We start from the raw sequence: 22,279 nt of genomic DNA on the forward strand, positions 1-22,279 counted from the left end.
GTGCACCTGGTTTTCCGGCTCACATCCAAGAGGAAATCATGTCAAACGCTCAAATTCCCATAGCCACCCTAGGCACGCCGCGCATCGGCTTGAAACGCGAGCTGAAATTTGCCCTTGAAAGCTACTGGTCGGGTAAGTCCAGTCAGGCCGACCTATTGCAGACGGCCAGGCACCTGCGCGCCGTCAATTGGGCGCGTCAGGAAGCGCGGGGCGTCGATATCATCCCGTCCAACGACTTCTCGCTTTATGATCAGGTGCTTGACGCCAGTTTCATGGTTGGCGCCATCCCCGCGGTCTATGGCGAGCAGGCCGATCTCGATACCTATTTTGCCATGGCCCGTGGTTCCCAGACCTACGTCGAACTCGATGTGTGTGAACATGGTCATGCCCACCATGTCCACGGCGTTCCCGCTCAGGAGATGACCAAATGGTTCGACACCAACTACCATTATATGGTGCCCGAATTTGCAAAGGATCAGGCGTTTAAACTGACCTCGACAAAGCCTGTGGATGAATTCCTTGAAGCTCAGGCGCTTGGCTATCACACCCGTCCGGTTCTGGTTGGACCTGTGACTTTCCTGCGCCTCGGCAAGAGCCGCGACGACGGCGTTAATCCGCTGTCGCTGATCGATCGGCTGATCCCGGTCTATGTCGACATTCTGGTTCGTCTGCGCGATGCGGGCGCCGATTGGGTTCAGATCGACGAGCCCGCCCTCGTCCTCGATGGCAACGCCGAAACCCGCAAGGCGCTAAAAACCGCCTATGCTGCCTTCAATGCGCAGGTCCCGGGCCTTAAAATCCTTGTTGCCAGCTATTTCGGCGGTCTGGAAGAAAACCTCGATGTCGCGACCTCGCTGCCGGTCGCCGGCCTGCACATCGACCTGGTCCGCGCGCCTGAACAACTCGAAGCCGTTCTGGCTGAAGCCCCCAAAGGTTTGGTCCTGTCACTCGGTGTGATTGATGGGCGTAACATCTGGCGCGCTGACCTCGCTCGCATTGTCGACCGGTTGGAACCCGCTATTGCCGCCCGCGGCAAGGACCTCATCCAGATCGCTCCATCCTGCTCGTTGCTGCACACCCCGATCGACCTTGATCTGGAAGACGCGCTCGATGGCGACGTCAAGTCGTGGTTGGCCTTTTCGGTCCAGAAAATGAGTGAGCTCTCGGCTATCGCCGGCGCCTTGCGGGATGGCCGCGGCTCGGTCAAGACCGCCCTGGACCAGGCAAGCTCCGCCGCCGCGACGCGCAAGAATTCCGGCAAGGTGCACAGCTTCGCCGTGGGCCAACGCATCGAAGGTGTGACCGCCGCCGACAGCCGCCGCAAGAGCGCGTTCAGCTCGCGCGCCGCCCTGCAACGCGCACGCTTCAACCTGCCGGCCTTCCCGACGACCACCATCGGTTCGTTCCCACAGACTTCGGACGTCCGCCAGGCCCGTTCGGCCCACGCCAAGGGTAATCTCTCCGATGCGCAATACGAAACCTTCCTTCAGGCAGAAACGGCGCAGGCCATCAAATGGCAGGAAGAGGTCGGCCTCGACGTTCTGGTCCACGGCGAGTTCGAACGCAACGATATGGTGCAGTACTTCGGTGAGCAACTGTCGGGCTTCGCCTTCACCAAGCACGGCTGGGTGCAATCCTATGGTTCGCGCTACGTCCGCCCACCGGTCCTGTTCGGCGATGTCTCGCGTCCGAACGCGATGACCGTCGCCTGGTGGCAATATGCCCAGTCGCTCACCGCCAAGCCGATGAAGGGCATGCTGACCGGCCCCGTCACCATTCTCAACTGGTCGTTTGTTCGTGACGATGTACCGCGCTCACTGGCCTGCAAGCAAATCGCGCTCGCCATCCGTGACGAAGTCAGTGATCTGGAAGCGGCCGGCGCTCAGATGATTCAGATTGATGAGGCCGCCCTGCGCGAAGGCCTGCCTCTGCGCAAACGGGACTGGCAGACCTATCTCGACTGGGCGGTTGATAGTTTCCGGTTATGTTCGTCGGGTGTCGCCGACGAAACCCAGATCCACACTCATATGTGCTACTCCGAATTCAACGACATTATGGACGCCATTGCCGCCATGGACGCCGATGTCATTTCCATCGAGACCTCGCGCTCGAAAATGGAACTTCTCGACGTCTTCAAATCGAGCAAGTATCCGAATGAGATCGGGCCGGGCGTTTACGACATCCATAGTCCGCGCGTTCCCGACGTCGGGGAAATGGTCGAGCTGATGTCGCTGGCCCGTCAGCGCCTGGACGATGCCCAGCTTTGGATCAACCCCGATTGCGGTCTGAAAACCCGTAAATGGGATGAGGTCCGGCCGGCGCTGGAGAACATGGTGGCGGCTGCCGAAAGGTTGCGCGCACCTGCCTGAGTGATTGCCTAAATAATCCGGCGGCAAGGGCTTATCTTGCCGCCGGACTGAAAGGCCGCACGGGCTAGCGGAATTTTTTCTGGATGGTTCGATTGCCGCGCGGTCCGGTCTGTTGCGGCGTGCTCTCGCGGTTTTCATCGAACAGTTTGCGCCACCGTTCGACTCGGGCAGCCGAAACGCTGCCCGTAGCGATCGCGCTGCGCACCGCGCATCCGGGTTCATGGGCGTGGGTGCAGTCGCGGAACTTGCATGCGCCCGCCAGTTCGACAATCTCCGCGAACAGGGTGTCGATGCCGTCCGAGACCCCGCTGACATGCAGATTGCGCATGCCGGGATTATCGATGATCCAGCCACCGCCCTGAATCAGGTGCATCGAACGCGAGGTAGTGGTGTGACGCCCCTTGGCGTCGTTTTCGCGAATATCGCCTGTTTCCTGCGACGTCTGCCTGGACGGTCCGCCCAGGGCGTTGACCAGGGTCGATTTGCCGACACCTGAGGATCCGGTCAACGCAATTGTCTTTCCGTCGACGCACCACGGCGCCAGAATGGCGGGCGCGTCCTGCGCCAGGGCGTTGAGGGCTATAACCGGTAGGTTCCGCTGCAAGGTTTGCGCTTCATCGACAAAAGCATCCGGTGCCTCGGCTATATCGGCCTTGGTCAGGATAATGACGGGCGTCGTGCCCGCTTCATTGGCCATCGCCAGGTAGCGTTCCAGCCGGGCCGGATTGAAATCGGCATTGCAGGAGGTGACAATGAACAAGGTATCGACATTTGCCGCGGCGAGTTGCGGGTCCGAGCGGCCTTCAATGCGCCGTTGTAACAGCGTGTTGCGGTCAAGGCGCCGGATTAGGCGATCCGAGGCCGCTTCCACCAAAACCCAGTCCCCGACGGCGTAATCGGCGGTTTTAAGCTCGTGCGGCAAGACGAGAGGCTGGGTGCCGGTCACCGACATAGAGACAAGGCGGGTACGGTGAACCTCTATGATACGATGCGCCGCCAGCGCCGTTTCGTCGTCCGCGACTTGGTTCGCAAAAAATGCGGTCCACCCCAGATGTGCCAATTGTTCAGAATATGAAATCGCTTGGTCGACTACAGGCAAGGCGGTAAAACGGTCAGCATTGGCGGACTCCGGCGATCTGTGAGGGGAGGTGGCGGGGCATGATGCGCGCCCGACCAGCATTGATATAGCATCATATCAACGCCAGTCGCAGGGAATCGCGACCCCGTCGCCCCTTTATGTTCAGACGCCAGACGTTCAGACGCTGGTGCCGCTGCTTTCTTCTTCGAGCGTTACGGCGACATCGGCATTGGCCGACAGGCGCACTTTATCGCCTTCAATATCGGCAACCAGACCCAGGCTGATAAAATGATGGTGGGTTTTATGCGACCCCATGCCGCTGTCGAGCTTCTTGAGCTTGATGCGGTTGCCTTCCACGCGATCGACTGTGCCCACATGGACACCATCTGCGCCGATGACTTCAGCGTGTTCTTTGATATCTGCGGCGTCTACCATGTCTGTCTCCTAGAAGCGTGCCCATATGAAAAATAATGGCTGGTCAGGTCTGTCGGGCAACGAACAGCTGACCTGTCTGGTTTTGCGCAGGAAGGTATAAAGTTGCAATGCGGAGGTCGGGCGGATGTTAAGCGGTGCTTTCTTACATCTAGTGCGCTAAATTGGCGGCAATGAAAAATGACCTCTCCAAAACCCAGCCGCAAACCGCATTTACCGTCCAGACGCGCCTAATTTCCGTCGCCGCCTTGGTGATGTTGGCCGTAACAATATTTGCCATGTACAAGATAAATCTGTCTGTAGAGGCCAATCGTGTGATGGAGGGGTTCGCCAACGCCCATACTCTGGACGCTTCGGCGCCATAGGTCCCTGGGCAGGCGTCACATCCGTCACCGGCCCTTGGGCGCGACGCTCTGAATTTTCCGGTCGGGCAGGGTGAGCGTGAAGCAGGTAGACTGTTCATCGGACGTTGCCGACAGGCGTCCGCCATCTACCGACAAGAGTCTATTTGGTCGGCAAACAGTAAAGGTCGCAAATCGTCGCGCTGACATATCCGGCCGCAGTTGCGAAAGCTCGACCGGCGCGATCCATCTGTCCCGTCTCGGGGTCCACACCCTCTGTAATGATGCCGCCATCCCAGCTCGTGCTGAGCAAAATTTTCAGCGCCTTGGCATTTTCGGCCGGGAGACGCAAGTGGTCCGCTAGCGCCCAAGACGTGGTGAAGGGCAGGCGATATGAGCCTGGCAGGCCATAGGTCTTGTCCGAAAAACTGAACTTATATGCCGGCGAATGCAGCCAGCGCATCGTCGCCTGGAAAGTCGGATCGGAGGTTGATACGAAGCCTAAAGCCGCGATCTTGACTAATGAGCCAGGCGGGATATCTTCCATGAGGGTGTCGGTTTTGCCGTCCGAGCCAGCCACGAACATACGACTACCCTCCTTTTCCACAACCAATCGCTGCATAATGGCCAACCGGAGCCCGTCCGCCGACTTGCGCCAACGGGCGGCTTCACTGCGCTCGCCAAGACGCGCGTAAAGGGCGGAAAGTTGTGTCAAAACTTTCCAGGTCAGTACGTTATCATAGGTGAGGTAGGCCTGCCTGCGATACTCGTCTTGAGAATCCTGCCAGGAGTTGAAAAGGCCGTTTTCATCCCGATGACTCAAGAGCGCTGCCGCGAGGTTTTTGAGTTCGGTTCGGTGTGCCCGTAGAAAGGCCATATCGCCCGTTGTGGCGACGTAATCCGCCAAGGCATTCAATGGCGCTGCGGCCTCATCGAGTTGGAAGCCATCTTCAAGGACGGTACCATCGATAAAGCGGCTGTGAGTGCCGGTGTTCTTCAACTGGACCGTCAAAGCGTATTCCAGGGCTTGTCGCGCCATGGCGGGGTCAAATCGCAGCAGGGCCGGAAAGCTCCACAGCATCGCATCCCGGTCCCAGTAAGCCGCCGACACGTAGTAGCGCGGGCTGCGGGACGTTACGCCCACAAGCGTTTCGGTATCAATCGTCCGCCCCCAGGCATAGAAGCGCGTGAAGAAAGCATTGCGGTTCATCAGAAGATCGAGGTCGGCGCGACCCGTCTGGCGCGCCTTGGACTCCAACCAGTTCGCCGTTTCAGCGATAACCGCTTCCGCGCCCGCGCGGTCTATACGTTCGCGTAAGGCCTTAGCATTATGCGGTGCGCTGAACTCCTCCAGCCCTGGGGCCAATATGATATCCCGCTCGAACGCCTGTCCGGGAGCCACTGTCGTTACTGATGACCGCACCGATACTGACCGATGCGTCGATGCAGCGGGTTTCATCTGGGGGTGCAGGGCTGCCCAACTGAATTGTGTGTCGTCCGTCAGATATGAAAACACCTCGGCGTCGTCTACCCAGGGGGCGGGCTGCATCGTGCGCCTCCCCGTCAGAGCGACCGGCTGATAGGTTACCCTTTCGAAAGCCCCCCAACCGATATCGGCGCCGAGTTGCACGTCGACCGGTTTCGCGCCGGCATTACGGGCGCGCATATGAATGAAGGCGGCGCGGGTATCTTTCGGCGCACAATAGGTCAGTTCGAATTCGACGCCGTCGACGGTCATACGTGCAACCGGTATCCAGTAGGCGATAACCGACCAGTGCAGTTGCTGGATGGGAATGGCTTTACCGTCAATCGCCAGGGTGGGCCGCACGACGGACCCGCTTGTGGGATCTGAAACCTGGAGGAGACCGCGATAGCGCATCGACAGCACGTTGAAGCTGCCAATCCCGCCGTCGTCAGCCTTGATTTCCGGCAGGGCAATCCACTCATTGCCCGTAGGCACCACATCGCTATCTGTGACATTGAGCGGCATGCGTCCCGGCTGCGCATCGGCGGGAACGGACAGGGCCATGATGCATATGGTGATGGCCGCGCAAAACTTGGGCATTAGGGTCATGAGTATTCCAGTGCCGGCTTCGGAGTGTCCGTCGCCAAGGAAATTGGGACGATTGGCTTCGCAAAATAGCGGAGGATTTGGCCTCAGTCTTGGGTGATACTACGCCGCCGTTTTCTGATATTGCAAGCGGCGGTGTCCTAGCGTTTTCAATTTGATTTTCCGCCTTCTTTTCAAGATAGCCTGGTCGCGTCTGAAGGAGGCATTGGCGAACGTATATTGCCCAGACTCTCAGTCGGAAAGGATCGACGAAATCTCGGCGCCGTGTGGAAAGCTATTTGGGAGATCTGACTGATGAAGCCCTATGAACGTTTTACCGACCCGATCCCGACGCCGACGAGGACCATCTCTATTTCGAAAATATGAGGCCGCATTCGTATCCGTGGCATAACCGTTCGTCGCGGCCTTATTGAGACAATAAAGAAAAACCTACTTTTGATTGAAAAAAATCAACCATAGGATTGACGATTGCGGCTTTTGCGTTAACCCTTCTGCATTCATGGAGGTGGCTATGACGGAGGGCAGAACTTCAAATCTGGACACCATTCTGGCTGGGGGGCTGTTCTCCAAGGATCTGGTCAGGGCGTTTCGTGTTCAAGCGCGTCGGTCGGGCGGCGAGACGGCGGCCCAGGAACGCTATCCCGTGATCATCGAATTCAACGAAAATTACGAGGATGGCGTAAACACCGCGCGGCGACGTTTCTTCGAGCGTTTCGTCTCCATAGGGTGGGACCTGCTCAATCGCTGCTACGAGGAATACGGCTACAGAATCGAGACTCCAGAAACGGCGGGGGATAGGGTCGCTCAACCCTTCTATTTCGAGACCACGTCGGCAGACGAGGTGTACCTGCGCAATTCACTGGCGACGAAAAAGTACGCATTCGCCATCCTCACCCAAGCCACCTTACAGCGTATCGCTCTGGACAACCAGCAAAGCAGCGGGGGAGAGGCCTACAGGCCAAGAGGCGAAAAACGGACGGTTTCGTCGCTCAAGCGCGCACCGCTATACCGTATTTGGCCAGACCATCCGCTTGACAGCCAGGTCTATCAATCCGCCTGCACTATAAAGGCAGATGCGGCCCGGCTGACCTTTTCAACGACCGGCGCGGGCATTGTCTGGGCTGTGGCCGATTCCGGCATATATGGGCGCCATCCGCATTTTGTGACGCACGACACTCTGGGTCTCACCGCCGGTATGACCCATCGCGACTTCACCCTTCCCGATGTGGCAGCCGCCGACGACGATTCGGCGGCGCGAGCGCTGGAGGACAAATTCGGCCATGGCACGCACATCGCCGGTATCATTGCCGGCGAAACGCTTTTCGGTGCGGTAGATCACGGTGTCGGCGATATCCGGGTTTCCAGTCGCGCTATCGATGAGGACGCCCTTGCGAAGGACGACGCCGTAGGCGGCGGCGATAGCCGTATGCCTACGGTGATCCAGGAAACGCAAAGATTTGAGTCCGTGACAGGTATTGCGCCAAAGACAAAGCTGCTCAGCCTCAAGGTGCTGAATGATGCGGGAAAGGGCCGCGCGTCCTTCCTCATCGCCGCCATTGCCTACATCCGCAAGCTGAACACCAATAGCCAGGAAAACCGAATTCATGGCGTCAATATGAGCCTGGGGTACATATTCGACCTGGACTGGTATGGCGCAGGGCAAAGTCCATTGTGCCGTGAAGTCAATAGCCTGGTCCAGGCGGGTGTCTGCGTGGTGGCGGCCGCGGGCAATAGCGGCGGTGGAACCGTGGCGGTCCGGTCGAAATCCAGCACGGTGGCCTATATCTGCTCGATCGCCGATCCCGGCAATGCGGACCGCGCTATAACCGTTGGCTCGACCCATCGCGAAAAGCCCTATCAGTACGGCATTTCGTTTTTTTCCAGCAAGGGGCCCACGCTTGACGGCCGCATGAAACCCGACCTCGTCGCGCCAGGTGAGCGGATCATTTCTTGTGACGCCAAACAGCAGGCCGGCGCTACCGATGGGACGGCCTGGTTTTGTGAACAGTCGGGCACCAGCCAGGCCACGGCGCATGTGTCGGGTGCTGCGGCGGCCTTGATGTCGTGGCGCAGCGAATATCGTAACAATCCGGATGCGGTGAAGTCCCTGTTCATGGACACCGCCACCGATCTGAAACGCGTACCGGCCTTTCAGGGCAAGGGCATGATCGATCTCATGCGTGCCTTCCTTCAGGTTTAAAAGGAAACCTCAGCGATGACGTCACTCAACGAACTGAACACACCCCATGTCTGGCTGCGCGTTGATGAAAAGGGCCTGTTCACGGACGGAGATAGTCTGGATATGGTCACCGCCGCCTTTACTGACGCCATCACACGGATCGTGGTCCTGTCGCACGGATGGAAGACCAATATAGATGACGCAAGCCATCAGTACGGCCCTCTGTGGCAACAGGTCCTGGCTCATCGGCCACAGACCCAGACGGATACCTTGCTTGTTTGCCTGAACTGGCCATCAAAAACCTATGATCCCTATTTTGTCGACCACCTCGACCAGGCGCAGATAAACGCCCTCAGCGCGGATGCGCCTGAAGAGGCGGGCGATCTCCCCCAAAAGCGGCTTAACGACCTACGGACGGAAACGGCCACCCTTTTAGGTGTCAGCAGCAAAAAGCTGGCCGACGCGGTCAACAAGGCGATTGAGGAGGGCGCGGCCCAGGACCTGTTCCTGATCCTCAGGGACAAGGTGGCGCCCGGCGCCGACGCGGAAGTCGTCGCAGGCCTGCCTGATACTGATCTGGTCGACGGCGATTTCGACGCGGCCTTTCTGGCGTTGCAGGAGCCGCCCCCGGTCCCCGACGACGCTCAGGCCGCCAGCGTCGACGATGTGGTCAAGGCCATTGTGAAGGGGCCGCGTATGGCGGTGGCCTGGGTATTGAACCAGGCGACCTATTTTGAGATGAAGAAGCGGGCGGGCATTGTTGGCGCCCAACTGGCTGCGACCTTCGCCGCAGCGACATGGCCCAAAACATATGATCTCCACCTGATAGGTCACAGCTTCGGTGGACGGCTAGTGACGTCGTTCGCCAACAGCTACACGGGTAATACGAAACTGCCGCTTAAGAGCGTCACCCTTTTGCAGGCGGCTTATTCACAGCACGGCCTTTCCAAGGAAAGGGGCGGTGTTTATGTTAAGGCGCCGAACAATGTCGACGGGCCCTTTGTGATCACCCACACGCATAAGGACAAGGCGAACTATTACGCCTATTTTTACGCCTCAATGGTCAGTGGTGTCCAGGCTGCCGCCGTCGGGGCGCCGGACAATATATTCGGCGGCGGTGCCACCAGCCCGTTTGGTGCCATGGGCGCCAACGGCGCGCAACATTCAGGTGCCGTGGCGATCACCGTCGAGACATTCGCGCCGAGCAATGGCAAGATTCAGAACGTGTTGGCCGATACCTTTATCGAAGACCACATGGATATCGCCAAGCCTTTGACCGGGGAGCTGGTTGCCAAGGTCATCGATGGGTAACGACCGAGGCCGATCTCCGGTCAACTGATATTGCCAGTCAACTTATCATGCGGGCTTCCGACAGATCCGCCTCGCGAATGAGCGTTTTGACGGCTTCAGAACCGACATGACCTTCGTTACCCAGGCGCATGATTTCGCGGCGCTCCGCGACCAAACCGACCTTCAGGAGTTCGCGCTCGACTTGACGCAGATGACGCGAACTCTCAGGGTTGTCGAGGGTAACGATGACCGCATCTATCCGGTGACGATAACGTGCCATTACACGTAAGCCCGCCTGAGCATAGATGTCCGCGTCGGCTCGACCGACCGCCAATGTATGTTGGGCTTCTTCGATAGCCTTGATCGCGGCTTCGGCGGCTGCGACCCGGGCGATATCCTCTTCGGATTCGGAGGTCTCCGCCGGCACGGACAGGTTTTTCAGCACCAAAGGCAAGCCGATGCTGGCAATGATCAGTGATAGGACGATGACGCCTGCTGCGAGGAAGATCGCCAGGTCTCGGGTGGGAAAGGCTGTTCCGTCCGTCAGCGCCAGTGGCAGTGTCAGTATGCCCGCAAGAGTGATCGCCCCCTTGACGCCGGCCAGCGACGTGGCCGCGACAAGGCGCAGATGCGGCCTCTGTGGTGTTTCACCCCGTTTTCTGGCGCGAAACATTGTAAAACGCAGGGATATCCACACCCACAGGAAACGCGCGGATATGAGCACCGTCGTGATAATGACGACGTCGAGCGGCAGCCACCAAGGCTCAGGATGTCCGATTTGGCGCGCCGTAACCATCGCGCCGGCGAGGATCTTGGGAAGTTGCTCCCCAAGGAGAATGAAGATGACGCCATTTGCGACGAATTGCACCATGTCCCAGACAACGTCGCGCCGAATGCGACCGATTGCCGGCGAACTGGCGGGGTTTTCAACAAAGCTCATAGTGAACCCGGCCGCAACTGCCGCCAGGATGCCCGAACAATGAAAATGCTCGGCCAGCAGGTAGGCGGCAAAAGGAATGAGCAGGCTGATAAGGATGAACGAGCCCGGATCGCTGCCAAATCGCTTCGAAATCCAACGCTTGCCGCGCCCGGCGCACCACGACACGGCAAAACCGATGCTGAGCCCGCCGATCGCCAGCCAGGCAAACGTCGTCACCGCGCCGACGAAGGAGAAGGTGCCCGTCAAGGCGGCGGCGATCGCTAGGCGAAGGCAGACAAGGCCTGAAGCGTCGTTCAAAAGCGCTTCACCTTCCAGTATATGCATCAGCCGCTTAGGGATGGGAACGCGCGCGGCGATAGCTGACACGGCAATGGGGTCGGTTGGTGCGAGCACGGCAGCTAGGGCGAACGCAACGGGCAACGGCATGTCCGGTATCAGCCAGAAGATGAAAACGCCGATCCCGATAACGGTAAAGATCACCAGTCCGAGCGCCAGTTCTAGAATGGTGCTGATGTCTCTGAAGACACCTTCCTTCGGTATGCGCCATCCATCGAGAAAGAGAAGCGGCGGGAGAAAAAGCAGAAAGAAAATTTCCGGATCCAGTTCCACGCCCACCGTCAGAACGGTTGCCATCAACGCGCCAAGCCCTATCTGAACAAGCGGAAGGGGCAGGTTGAACGGCAGTACGCGATTGATGAGTCCGCTGACGACAACCGCGAACAGCAGGATCAGGATTATGGAAATGGTCTCCAAAGAGAAGAACCCCTTTTGTGTATAGACATAGATTTGAAACGACTGAACGCGTGCCGAGGATGACGGATCAGTGCGATGAAAGACTCGGCCACATCAGCCATGGCGGACGCCGCGTGCGGGAAAGTCAAAACCGGCGCCGAAGCGAGGTGATTCCTTGCGTTGATCTATCCCTAACGCTCGCAACCGGCGGATGACAACCATTTCCGCATCTGCATGGCACATTAGCGATACGCCGTCACCGGACACACCGTGATGGCGCGTCATTTACAAAGTTACCGCATGCCGCTGGACCGTCGCAAGGGAATCCTAGTTTAGTAACTTGCCACATACCCCATGGGGGTATATAGGTCGCGGTCTATATCCATAGGTGTCATCATGTCGCAACATCCTTCCCACCTTGAACAAATACCGCGCCTAAATCGCGCAGCGGGTCAGATTGAGGGCATCAAGCGTATGGTGAGGGAAGGTCAGTACTGCGTCGATATCCTTACCCAGCTTCGCGCCGTGCGCAGCGCCATCAAGACGATAGAGCTGAGCGTTCTGGAAACCCACATGAAATCCTGCCTCGTCAGGTCCTGCCAATGCGGCGATGACTCTAGTCGCGACAAGCAGCTTGCCGAGATAATGGGGCTTCTCAAGAAGTACGAATAGGAGGCGACAATGTCGCACGAACGCTCGACCGGCTCTGAGGCTGACGCCCACAAAAGTTCCTCTTGTCACGATGGTGCTTCGGAGGTGGAGCTAAAGTCTCAGAGTGACGATGCGACCGAAGTCACCGGCCTTTACACCTGTCCTATGCACCCACAGATAAGCCAGGACGGTTCGGGCTCATGCCCGATTTGCCATATGACCCTCATGCCGGCAGAGCGTGAGGCGAACGGACGCGAGATGGAGGCGGTTCGTGCCGCATCCTGTTGTCATTCCGGCCAGAATGGCGACGATAAGTCGATTAAGCCAAACATACCGTCCGTACGCGGGGGAGGTGACACCGTCGTTTACACATGCCCCATGCACCCCCAGGTCCGTCAAGCCGGTCCCGGTTCCTGCCCCATCTGCGGCATGGCGTTGGAGCCTGAGCTCATTACGCTTGAGACGCCGGAAAATCATGAGCTGAAAGATATGTCGCGCCGCCTGTGGGTTGCGACGGCCTTGAGCCTACCGGTTGCTGTTCTCGCCATGGGCGCGCACTTTGGCTTGTCGAAATACATACCCGACGGGATATCGGTGTGGACCCAGATGATCCTGGCGACGCCGGTCGCCATCGGCTGCGGCTGGCCGTTTCTGGTTCGCGGCTGGGAGTCGCTGAAAACACGGCATTTCAACATGTTTACCCTTATCGCCTTGGGTGTGCTGGTCGCCTGGGTCTACTCGGTCGTGGCGGTTCTGGTGCCGGGTGCCTTTCCTCATCCCATGGGTATGGGGCCGGAGGTTTATTTCGAGGCTACGGCGGTTATCACGACACTGGTCCTTGTCGGTCAGGTGTTAGAATTAAAGGCGCGTGCTCAAACCGGCAACGCAATACGAGCCCTGCTCAAGCTGGCGCCTGCCACGGCGCACCGCCTGACGGGCGAAGACGAAGAAACCGTCGACCTTGACCAGGTGGTGGTCGGCGATCTCCTGCGCGTGCGCCCCGGCGAAAAAATCCCGACGGACGGTGAGGTCACCGAAGGGACAAGTCACGTTGATGAATCCATGCTTACCGGCGAGGCCATGCCCGCAAGCAAAGGTCCCGGCGATAAGGTTACGGGCGCCACGCTCAACCAATCGGGCGGATTCGTCATGAAGGCCACGCGGGTTGGCCGCGATACCCTGTTGGCGCAGATCGTCGCCCGGGTCGGTCAGGCCCAACGCTCGCGCGCCCCCATTCAGCGCATCGCCGATATCGTATCCGGCTATTTTGTGCCGGCTGTCATCGCTGTGTCCTTAGCCACGTTTTTTGTCTGGATGGTTTTCGGGCCGGAACCTAAACTTGGCTACGCCATTCTGAACGCTATCGCGGTCTTGATCATTGCCTGTCCCTGTGCGCTCGGGCTCGCTACCCCCATGTCCATTATGGCTGGTACCGGTCGCGCCGCGAAGGCCGGCATTCTTGTCCGCGATGCGGCTGTCCTTGAAGCGTTTGAGAGTATTGACACGCTCGTCTTCGACAAGACCGGCACACTGACGGAGGGGCGGCCAAAGCTGATAGACGTCAAAACTATCGACGGTTTCGATGCCGGCAGGCTGCTGTCCTTGGCGGCATCCCTCGAAGCCGTCAGCGAGCATCCGATCGCCGACGCTATCGTCAAGGGCGCCAAGGAGAAGGAGGCTAGACTTTTTTCGGTTTCCGGCTTCACGGCCCCATCTGGCAAGGGGGTGACCGGACAGGTCGATGGTGCTGACATCGCCCTTGGCAATGCCGCGCTTATAAGTGAGGACGGCCGGCTGGCTGCACTTGCCCAGCCCTATCGCGATAACGGGCAGACCGCCATCTATGCGTCGGTCAATGGCAAGCCCGTCGGTATCATCGTCGTGGCCGATCCTATTAAGTCATCGACCCTGGCCGCCCTGACGGCGTTGAAGGGCGAGCACCTGCGCCTGGTTATGCTGACCGGAGACAATGGGATCACCGCGAAGGCGGTCGCGAAAGATTTGGGCATTGATGAGGTAGAGGCGGATGTTTTGCCGGAGGGCAAGGCCGACGTCATCGAGCGCCTGATCACGGCCGGGCGCAAGGTGGCGATGGCCGGCGACGGCGTGAATGATGCCCCGGCACTTGCCTCCGCTACAGTGGGCATCGCCATGGGAAACGGGACCGATATCGCCATGGAAAGTGCCGGCATCACCTTGGTCAAGGGCGATCTTGGCGGCATTGTTCGGGCGCGCGTTTTAAGCCGCGCCGTCATGCGCAATATCAAACAGAACCTCATCTTTGCCTTCGCCTACAACCTCATCGGTGTACCGATCGCCGCAGGCGTCCTCTATCCGGCGTTTGGTTTGCTTCTGTCTCCGATATTGGCCTCTGCTGCGATGGCGTTCAGCTCCGTATCCGTTATCGGCAACAGCCTGCGCATTCGCAGCGTTGATCTGGACGCGCTGCCCGATCGCAAATGACCGCGTCGCGTGTACGCCGATCGCTCACTCTATTCGCGATGCTGTGCTCCCGACTTGACAGATTCCGGCTTCCAAAATATCGTATAAATTATTCGCATAATTTGGTTCGGAGATGGCTATGGCTTTTTGTGGACGAACCTGGCGCTTGCCGTTGATCATATCCAGCCTGCTGCTGAGCGGTGCTGCGACGGTAACCTTCGCTGCCTCGGATTACCGGCAACTGACGGAACTGTCCGCGAAGTGGCGCACATTTGAGCCGCCTGCGGTCAAGGCGTGCGCCCCGGATTACAGCGCAAGCGCCACGGCGGAAAAGGCCAAGGGTTTAGCCGACTTCCAGCGAAGGCTTACCGCCATCGATACTACAGGCTGGACGACCGCGCAGATCGGTGACGCAAAGCTCGTCGCCGCCGAAATGAATGGCATGGATTTCGATTTGCGCGTCCTCAAGCCGTGGGCGCGTGATCCAAGCTTTTACGCGAGCGTTTGGGGTGAGGACAGCGATGTGCCCGAACATGAAGGGCCATCAATCTTTCCGATCATCGATCTGCAATCTTATACTTATCCCCTTTCCAAAGCTGATCAGAAAACCCTGACCTGTCAGATTGGCGCCATTCCGGCGCTCCTGGAGCAGGCGAAGATCAATCTGAAGGATTCCAATGCCCGCGACCTGTGGGTTTACGGCACGCGGGCTTTCCGAGAGCAAAGCGCCACCCTGGCGGCGCTGCAGGCGGGTACGCTGGATATGCGAACGCTCGAAGGCCGGGTACACGGCTCGCTTAAGGGGGCCGACAAGGCCCTGATTACCGCCGTGGCGAAAGCAAAGGCCGCTACCGACGCTTTCCAGCAGTGGCTCGATGCAGAAGCGCCATCGAAGACGGGCCCTTCCGGTGTCGGTAAGGACAATTACGACTGGTATATGAAAAACGTCCACCTCGTGCCCTACACCTGGGCCGAGCAGGAAACCCTGTTAAAGCGCGAACTGGAGCGGTCGCGCGCCTCGCTTGCGCTGGAAGAATATCGTAACCGTAACCTGCCGCAGCTTGATCCGGTCAATGATCCGGACTCCTATATGGCCATGGCTAAGGCCAAGATGCAGACCTTGACCGACTTCCTGATCAAGGGCGGTCTGGTCGATGACCGGCCCTATTATCGAGAGGCCATGGCGAACCAGGTCGGGGCATACACGCCGCCGGAAAAGCGCAACTTCTTCTCGCACGGCATGGCGCTCGATCCGTCTGGCCTGTTTTCGCACGACTATCACTGGATCGAACTGGCACGCCGCAAACATGAACCGAATGCCAGTCAGATTCGCGCCAATGTGCCGCTCTACGACATGTACGACAGCCGTTCCGAAGGTATGGCTACGGCGGTTGAAGAGCTTTTGCTTCATGCCGGACTTTACGATGACACGCCGCGTGGCCGTGAAATCGTCTGGATCATGCTGGCCAATCGCGCCGCGCGTGGGCTGGCCTCACTCTATGTCCAATCGAACGATATGACCTTGAGAGAGGCCGGCGAATTTCATGCCCGCTGGACGCCGCGTAAATGGTCCGATCCGGATAGCGATCTGGTTGGCTTCGAGCAGTTGTTATATCTGCGTCAGCCCGGTTATGGCACCAGCTATGTTACCGGCAAACTCGAACTCGATCGCCTGATCAGCGAATATAGCTTCGAGATGGAAAAGCAGGGCAAACCGTTCAGTCTCCCGGACTTTTTTACGAAAATGAACGCGTCGGGGGTTATTCCGTTCCCGCTTATTGAGGCCGATATGATCAGAACGCCCTTGCGCGTCGAGACCAAGGCGTCTGCACAATGATGCGGCGTCTGTGGCTTGCCGTTGCCGCCGTTTTCGCCCTGGTCTCTCCGGCGTTTGCCGAAGATATGCCGACCTTTGTCAAGCAAGGCGATCGTTTCGCCCTGATGGTCGATGGCAAGCCCTTCTTTATGATGGCGGCCCAGTTGCATAATTCCAGCGCCTGGCCGGCACAGCTCGACAAGGCGTGGCCGGCGGCGCTGGCCTTGTCGCCCAATGTCGTTCAGGCGCCCGTCTACTGGGAGCAGTTTGAGCCCAGGTCTGGCGTTTACGACACGACCAATGTCGACGCGCTTATAGCCAAGGCGCGCGCCACCCATGTCCGCTTGACTCTTCTCTGGTTCGGCACCTGGAAGAACGGCGAGATGCACTATGTACCGGAATGGATGCAGTCCGATCGCAAGACGTATCCGCGTATGTTGAATGAGCGCGGCGAGCCGGTCAGCGTCTTGTCTCCGAATGTGCGCACCAATGTCGAGGCCGACAAGCGCGCTTTTACCGCCCTGATGCGCCACCTCAAAAAGGTGGATGGCGACCAGCACACCGTCATTGTGGTGCAGGTCGAGAATGAACCGGGCGCTATCGGTTCGGTACGCGATTTCGGAGCGGAGGCGCAAAGCCAATTCAACGGTGCCGTACCACAGGCTGTCCTCGATAAACTTTCCCTGAAACCCGGCACCTGGCGTGAGGTTTTTGGCCCGGACGCCGACGAAGCCTTCGGCGCCTGGTCGACGGCGCACTATATCAATGAGGTGGCGGCGGCCGGCAAGGCGGTCTATCCCTTGCCGCTCTATGTCAACACCTGGCTGCGTTACAAGGACAAGAAGTATCCTGGTATCGACTATCCCAGCGGCGGTGCGACGTTTAATGTTTTCGATATCTGGCGTTCAGTCAGTCCGGCGGTCGATTTTATCGGCACCGATATCTATACCAGCGATGCCGGCGAATATCGTAAAGTCCTCGATCAGTACGCGCGTCCTGATAATCCATCGTGGGTATCGGAGACCGGCTTCGACGCCAATACAGCTTCGTTTCTCTATTATGTGCTCGATCGCGGCGGTGTCGGGTTCTCGACCTTTGGCGTCGACAATGATCCCGCGTCAGAGGCTCATCTGGCGGCAGCGAAAGCGCACGGCGACAACTATAAACTATTGGCGCCGATTCAGGATTTGCTCGGGCAGGCCTTGCTGGACAAGCGCGTGAAAGCATCGGTGGAAGAACCCGGTCGCGGCCGCCAGGCACTCGATTTCGGGGATTGGCGGGTCGATCTGTCCTATGGTCCGCCGCCTTGGGGAGAGTTGCCTGCCATCGTGCCCAATTCCAAAGATGGACTTGGTCGCGCGCTTGTCATCCAGCTTGACGCCACCACCTATTTGATCAGCGGTGTCGATGTACGCTTCGAATTCAAGCGCGTGGCGAAGGATGGTCTTTATGGCCGGTTGGCACGCGTGGAGGAGGGGGCTTACGATAATGGCGTATGGAAACCGACGCGCTGGCTCAATGGCGATGAAACCGATTACGGCATTAACTTTCGCAAAGAGCAAAAGCTGCTCCGTGTAACACTCGGAACCTACTAGACAATTTGCGGCGCCAACATTTTGCGTACTGGAAAAGGGGTGTGTAAAAGCGCGCCCCTTTTTGTGTTGCGACGCAAAAATGAACTCTCAAACTGGATTCTCCCCCTCGAGAAATCCATAGAGAGAACGGCCTGATTAATTTGTGCGCCGCACCATTTTTTTCTCTAAAATTCTCAAAAGTAGGCAAAAAAACGGTAAAATTGTGACACAATTGTCGCATTGCAACATATGTGTCGGATTTGTGAAAGTTGACGTTGTCCGCAACCGTATTTCGTATACGTTTTCCGTCTGAGTTCATTTTTGGAGGTGCGGAATGAAGTATCGATACGGAAATTCGAGTCTGAAACTGGCAGCGAGTCTACTCGTTATCGCGAGTGTTATGCCGGCTGCTACCTATGCTCAAACTGCCGATCCGGCGCCGGCTGCGGACGATAATGCGGTCGAAATCGTTGTCACCGGTTCGCGCATCCGTCGTGACCCCGTCCGCCAGGCAGCTCCCATCACCCACCTTGATCAGGCAGATATAAAACGAACGGGCCTGACCTCCCTGACCGACATCCTCCAGCGTCTCCCGGGTACGACCGGCGGCATCAATTCGCGCTCTAACTCTTCCGGCAACAATGGCAATCCACCCGATGGCGGCGGCGTTGGCGCCGGCTCCGCCGAAGTCGATATCCGCTATTTAGGTTCGAGGCGCGCGCTTGTTCTCGTCGATGGCCAACGCTTCATCAATGGTACGGCTGCCAGTGGCGTGCCAGCCGCCGTCGACCTTAACGCTATCCCCGAAAGCCTGATCGAGCGCGTCGAAATACTGCGTGACGGAGCCTCGGCGGTTTATGGGTCTGACGCCATTTCCGGCGTCGTGAATATCATTACCAAGACGAAGCAGGAGGGTTGGGCCTTCAGCGGCCAGACCGGCGCCTATGACAAAGGTGATGGTGTCACCGAGCTTTACAATTACAGCTACGGCCACACCTTTGACTCAACTGGCGGAAGCCTGATCATAGGCGGCAACTATGCCCGTCAGGGATCAATCTTCAAGGGCGACCGCGCGCTCTACAGGTTCCCGACGCCCGGTGCGACCCAATGCGATTCCAACTGTTCTTCCGGCACGCCCAACGCCCGTGTCATCGTCACCAATCCGCTGACCGGCGAAAGCATGAACATCACCTTGAAGGCGCCCGTACTGACCGGAAAGCCCTTCATCGATCTGACCGACCCGACCGGTCCCAATAGCGATTACAAAGCTTTCACCGTCGCTGACCGCTTCAACTTCAGCCCCTACAATTACATTCTGACGCCCAACAAGCGTGTCGGCACCTTTGTCAGCTATGTGCAGCCTTTGGGCGATCGGGCAAATTTCAAGTTCAAAGCGACCTATAACGAGCGCTCATCGGCTAACCAGGCGGCGCCCCTGCCGTTATTCGTCGGTCCGGACGCCGGCAATGGCAATCTGCTCGACACGATCTCGATTGATAAGACTAATCCCTATAATCCGTTTGGATTCAGCTTAAGCGCCGGCGGCGTGGGCGGGGCTGGCGCGAACTATGCGTTCATAGGCAAGCGCCTTGTCGAAGCGGGGCCGCGTCACTTCGAACAGAAAGTCAATACTGCTTACTTCAATGCCGGCTTCGATGGCAATTTCGACAGTTTTGGCAAGACCTGGTACTGGGACGTCAGCGGGATCTACGCGACGAACAAGGCCACACAAACCATGTCCGGCAATATTAATGCCGCCAAACTCGCCAAGGCCCTGGGTCCATTGGCGGATTGCACGGGCGAATGTGTGCCGTTCAACATCTTCGGCGGTGAAGGCGCCGTGACGAAGGATATGCTCAATTACGTCCTGTTCCAGCAAAACGATGCATCGCAGCAAAGCATGGTCGATTTCTCGGCGAATATTACGGGATCGTTGTTTGAACTGCCGGCCGGTCCATTGGGTGTCGCCGCTGGCGTAGAGTTCCGTCGTCTGGCGGGCTCGTTCGATCCGGACCCGGTCGTGGCGGCTGGCCTTGGCTCTGACATTCCCGCCCTGCCGACGCGCGGCAGCTACAATGTCAAGGAAATCTATGCCGAAGCCGACGTACCGCTCCTCAAAGACCTGCCCGGTGTGCGTTTGCTGGAGGCAACCTTCGCCATTCGCTATTTTGATTACAGCACCAGTGGCTCGGATTCGACCACCAAGGCCGGCTTGAGCTGGAAGCCGGTCAATGACCTGCGTCTGCGCGCCACATGGTCCGAAGGTTTCCGCGCGCCCAGCATAGGCGAACTCTATGGCGCCCCTTCGCGCTTTGACGGCGGTGTCGCCGATCCGTGCTCTGGCTTCAACACCTCGGGCGTTTCGGCGACCATCAAGGCCAACTGTATCACGCTCGGTGTTCCCGCCGATGGCAGCTATGTTCAGCTTAACGGTCAGTTGCCGATCATCACCGGCGGCAACAAAGCTCTGAAGCCGGAAACCTCGGAAAGCACGGTTGTGGGCTTTGCCTACAGCCCAAGCTGGGCCAAGAGCCTGCCGTTTGCGGATGCCCTGTCGCTGGAAGCCGACTACTACGACATTAAGGTCGACAACTCTATCACGTCGATCAGCGCTGACGTCCTGCTTAACAATTGTGTCACCTCACTCGATGCCACGAGTTGTGCCGCTATTACCCGCAGTGCGACCGGATCAATTACCCAGATCCGCGGTATACTGCAAAATGTCGGTACGCTGGAAAGTGCCGGCGTCGACCTGACGCTGAATTACCGGGCGCCGCAAACGGCGCTTGGCCGCTTCGGCCTGATCTGGCAGGCGACCTTCCTCGACAAGTATCAAACGTCGCTTCCATCGGCGACGGGCGTGACCGTCCTGGACTACAAAGGCGTCGAAAACAACGGCCAGGCCTATCCGGAGAACCGCTCGAACGTGACCTTGACCTGGCAGAAGGGCAATATGTTCGGCTCCCTGACGGGTCGCTATATCAGCGAACTGGACGAGCCAAACTACAACAACACTATGAAGGCCACCACCTATACCGATATACAGTTCGGCTGGACGCCGGAAAAGCTGGGTGGCAAGTACGAGTTCGCCATCGGCGTCAACAACCTCTTCGGCAAGACGGCGCCTATCTGTCTGGCCTGTGGTGGTTACGATGCGGCTTACGATCTGCAAGGTCAGTTCGGATATATCCGTTTGAGCTATAAAAACTAGACGTCTCCAGACAAAGTGTAACACCCGGCAGATTTGCATCTGTCGGGTGTTTTATATTTTAAAAGGGCCTCTTGGCGGTGAGCCGGTTTTTCAGACGCTCGGCCGCCGACGGAAGCATGTCGTAATGCTGAGCATCCCCGCCTACCGAAATGCTTGAGTACCAAGCAGGCGGCGGGGGCTCTATCGCTCTTGACCTTCTAGGACAATCGTCCTAAATCTTGAAGAGAAACTTGGGGCGTTGCTATGACCTTGGGGGGTGGAGATGGGTGCGAGCGCAACGCGACAGCAGATTGTCAATGCGGCTAACAGGCTTTTTTATGAACGCGGCTTCGAGGCGACCTCCTTTGCCGATATCGCAAGCGATGTCGGTCTCTCGCGCGGCAATTTCTACTACCATTTCAAAACCAAGGACGAAATTCTGGATGCGGTCATCGCGCAGCGTGTGAGGGATACGGTGGCGATGCTGGATGCCTGGGAGGCGGACGGGCAGTCGCCGACGGAACGCATTCGCCGCTTTATCCATATCCTTATTGCAAACCGGTCGAAGATCATGGCGCATGGCTGCCCTGTGGGCACGCTCTGTAACGAATTGGCAAAGCTAGATCACGCTGCCAAGGGCGATGCCGCCGGCCTGTTCGTCTTGTTCCGCCATTGGTTGGCACGACAATTCGTCGCCCTTGGCCGGGCGGCTGAGGCCGACGCGCTGGCTCTGCACATACTGATGCGCAGCCAAGGCGTGGCGACCCTTGCCACCGCTTTTCGTGACGAAGATTTCATCCGCCGCGAAGTGGCGGAAATGGAGGCATGGTTGCTTTCCCAACACCCCGCCGTCTCCAGCGTCGATCACCAGCCTGTTTGAGGAGCAGCTATGTTCGTTATTACTCTTCGGTTTGCCGACAAGACCAAAGCTCCGCAACGGATGGATGGGCACAATGCCTGGATCAAAAAGGGCTTCGACGACGGGGTGTTCTTGTTGGTTGGCAGCCTACAGCCGAATGCGGGCGGTGTAATTTTGGCCCACAATGCTGAGCTCGCCGAGATCGAAGCGCGCGTTCAGGCCGATCCGTTCGTAGTCGAAGGTGTTGTGAGTGCTGAAGTTCTTAGCATAACCCCAGGGCGCACAGACGAGCGCTTCGCCTTTCTCAAGGTCTGA

15 protein-coding genes are annotated in these 22,279 nt (G+C 58.2%); 11 read left to right on the plus strand and 4 right to left on the minus strand.

Going from position 1 to position 22,279, the window contains the following annotated elements:
* Positions 1-38: 38 nt before the first annotated feature.
* Positions 39-2,369 (plus strand): 5-methyltetrahydropteroyltriglutamate--homocysteine S-methyltransferase, encoded by a 2,331-nt coding sequence (metE, locus tag AEAC466_RS28080; protein ID WP_023457097.1) that lies wholly within the window; start codon positions 39-41, stop codon positions 2,367-2,369.
* Positions 2,370-2,433: 64 nt separating this feature from the next.
* On the opposite strand, the gene rsgA is transcribed toward metE, so the two are convergent.
* Positions 2,434-3,429 carry a ribosome small subunit-dependent GTPase A gene (gene rsgA, locus AEAC466_RS28085; protein ID WP_235074166.1) on the minus strand — a complete coding sequence of 332 codons (996 nt, stop codon included), beginning with the start codon at positions 3,427-3,429 and terminating at the stop codon, positions 2,434-2,436.
* A gap of 195 nt (positions 3,430-3,624) precedes the next feature.
* Positions 3,625-3,882: a DUF2171 domain-containing protein gene (locus AEAC466_RS28090; RefSeq protein WP_023457099.1), complete on the minus strand. Its 258-nt coding sequence runs from the start codon at positions 3,880-3,882 to the stop codon at positions 3,625-3,627.
* Positions 3,883-4,052: 170 nt separating this feature from the next.
* Between AEAC466_RS28090 and AEAC466_RS28095 the strand changes: the two genes are divergently transcribed.
* Positions 4,053-4,244, plus strand: coding sequence for a hypothetical protein (locus tag AEAC466_RS28095; protein ID WP_023457100.1), 192 nt, complete (start codon positions 4,053-4,055; stop codon positions 4,242-4,244).
* A gap of 139 nt (positions 4,245-4,383) precedes the next feature.
* On the opposite strand, the gene AEAC466_RS28100 is transcribed toward AEAC466_RS28095, so the two are convergent.
* Positions 4,384-6,294 carry a glycoside hydrolase family 125 protein gene (locus AEAC466_RS28100; protein ID WP_081714546.1) on the minus strand — a complete coding sequence of 637 codons (1,911 nt, stop codon included), beginning with the start codon at positions 6,292-6,294 and terminating at the stop codon, positions 4,384-4,386.
* 508 nt (positions 6,295-6,802) lie between these two features.
* Between AEAC466_RS28100 and AEAC466_RS28105 the strand changes: the two genes are divergently transcribed.
* Both AEAC466_RS28105 and AEAC466_RS28110 read left to right on the plus strand, forming a co-directional pair.
* Positions 6,803-8,491, plus strand: coding sequence for a S8 family peptidase (locus AEAC466_RS28105; RefSeq protein WP_162148924.1), 1,689 nt, complete (start codon positions 6,803-6,805; stop codon positions 8,489-8,491).
* A gap of 15 nt (positions 8,492-8,506) precedes the next feature.
* A complete protein-coding gene (locus AEAC466_RS28110; protein ID WP_023457103.1) occupies positions 8,507-9,781 on the plus strand; it encodes a hypothetical protein in 1,275 nt (424 codons plus the stop codon).
* Between the two features lie 37 nt (positions 9,782-9,818).
* Here AEAC466_RS28110 and AEAC466_RS28115 read toward each other — a convergent pair whose 3' ends face one another.
* Positions 9,819-11,453, minus strand: coding sequence for a Na+/H+ antiporter (locus tag AEAC466_RS28115; RefSeq protein WP_023457104.1), 1,635 nt, complete (start codon positions 11,451-11,453; stop codon positions 9,819-9,821).
* 375 nt (positions 11,454-11,828) lie between these two features.
* On the opposite strand from AEAC466_RS28115, the gene AEAC466_RS0122170 reads away from it, so the two are divergent.
* The 7 genes from AEAC466_RS0122170 to AEAC466_RS28145 all read left to right on the plus strand — a co-directional run bounded on the left by AEAC466_RS0122170 (position 11,829) and on the right by AEAC466_RS28145 (position 22,279).
* Positions 11,829-12,104 carry a metal-sensitive transcriptional regulator gene (locus tag AEAC466_RS0122170; protein WP_031238308.1) on the plus strand — a complete coding sequence of 92 codons (276 nt, stop codon included), beginning with the start codon at positions 11,829-11,831 and terminating at the stop codon, positions 12,102-12,104.
* Positions 12,105-12,113: 9 nt separating this feature from the next.
* A complete protein-coding gene (locus AEAC466_RS28120; protein WP_031238309.1) occupies positions 12,114-14,546 on the plus strand; it encodes a copper-transporting P-type ATPase in 2,433 nt (810 codons plus the stop codon).
* 118 nt (positions 14,547-14,664) lie between these two features.
* The gene (locus AEAC466_RS28125) at positions 14,665-16,362 is read left to right on the plus strand and encodes a DUF885 family protein (protein ID WP_235074169.1); all 1,698 of its coding nucleotides are present in this window, start codon (positions 14,665-14,667) and stop codon (positions 16,360-16,362) included.
* On the plus strand, positions 16,359-17,936 hold the full coding sequence (locus tag AEAC466_RS28130; RefSeq protein WP_023457108.1) for a DUF5597 domain-containing protein: 1,578 nt from the start codon (positions 16,359-16,361) through the stop codon (positions 17,934-17,936). The genes AEAC466_RS28125 and AEAC466_RS28130 overlap by 4 nt, the downstream gene beginning before the upstream one ends.
* A gap of 313 nt (positions 17,937-18,249) precedes the next feature.
* Positions 18,250-21,126: a TonB-dependent receptor domain-containing protein gene (locus AEAC466_RS28135; protein ID WP_031238312.1), complete on the plus strand. Its 2,877-nt coding sequence runs from the start codon at positions 18,250-18,252 to the stop codon at positions 21,124-21,126.
* A 262-nt stretch (positions 21,127-21,388) separates the two neighbouring features.
* Positions 21,389-21,985, plus strand: a complete 597-nt coding sequence (locus AEAC466_RS28140; RefSeq protein ID WP_023457110.1) for a TetR/AcrR family transcriptional regulator — start codon at positions 21,389-21,391, stop codon at positions 21,983-21,985.
* 9 nt (positions 21,986-21,994) lie between these two features.
* Complete coding sequence (locus AEAC466_RS28145; RefSeq protein ID WP_023457111.1) at positions 21,995-22,279, plus strand: YciI family protein; 285 nt, start codon at positions 21,995-21,997, stop codon at positions 22,277-22,279.

The sequence above is a fragment of the Asticcacaulis sp. AC466 genome (genome assembly GCF_000495815.1).
GTDB lineage: Bacteria > Pseudomonadota > Alphaproteobacteria > Caulobacterales > Caulobacteraceae > Asticcacaulis.

Bases quoted from the DNA above. Each gene is read 5' to 3' on its own strand.
- AEAC466_RS28135 (WP_031238312.1), top strand. From the start codon at position 18,250: ATGAAGTATCGATACGGAAATTCGAGTCTGAAACTGGCAGCGAGTCTA.
- metE (WP_023457097.1), top strand. From the start codon at position 39: ATGTCAAACGCTCAAATTCCCATAGCCACCCTAGGCACGCCGCGCATC.
- AEAC466_RS28120 (WP_031238309.1), top strand. From the start codon at position 12,114: ATGTCGCACGAACGCTCGACCGGCTCTGAGGCTGACGCCCACAAAAGT.
- AEAC466_RS28105 (WP_162148924.1), top strand. From the start codon at position 6,803: ATGACGGAGGGCAGAACTTCAAATCTGGACACCATTCTGGCTGGGGGG.
- AEAC466_RS28140 (WP_023457110.1), top strand. From the start codon at position 21,389: ATGGGTGCGAGCGCAACGCGACAGCAGATTGTCAATGCGGCTAACAGG.
- AEAC466_RS28110 (WP_023457103.1), top strand. From the start codon at position 8,507: ATGACGTCACTCAACGAACTGAACACACCCCATGTCTGGCTGCGCGTT.
- AEAC466_RS0122170 (WP_031238308.1), top strand. From the start codon at position 11,829: ATGTCGCAACATCCTTCCCACCTTGAACAAATACCGCGCCTAAATCGC.
- AEAC466_RS28095 (WP_023457100.1), top strand. From the start codon at position 4,053: ATGAAAAATGACCTCTCCAAAACCCAGCCGCAAACCGCATTTACCGTC.
- AEAC466_RS28145 (WP_023457111.1), top strand. From the start codon at position 21,995: ATGTTCGTTATTACTCTTCGGTTTGCCGACAAGACCAAAGCTCCGCAA.
- AEAC466_RS28130 (WP_023457108.1), top strand. From the start codon at position 16,359: ATGATGCGGCGTCTGTGGCTTGCCGTTGCCGCCGTTTTCGCCCTGGTC.
- AEAC466_RS28125 (WP_235074169.1), top strand. From the start codon at position 14,665: ATGGCTTTTTGTGGACGAACCTGGCGCTTGCCGTTGATCATATCCAGC.
- AEAC466_RS28100 (WP_081714546.1), bottom strand. From the start codon at position 6,294: ATGACCCTAATGCCCAAGTTTTGCGCGGCCATCACCATATGCATCATG.
- AEAC466_RS28090 (WP_023457099.1), bottom strand. From the start codon at position 3,882: ATGGTAGACGCCGCAGATATCAAAGAACACGCTGAAGTCATCGGCGCA.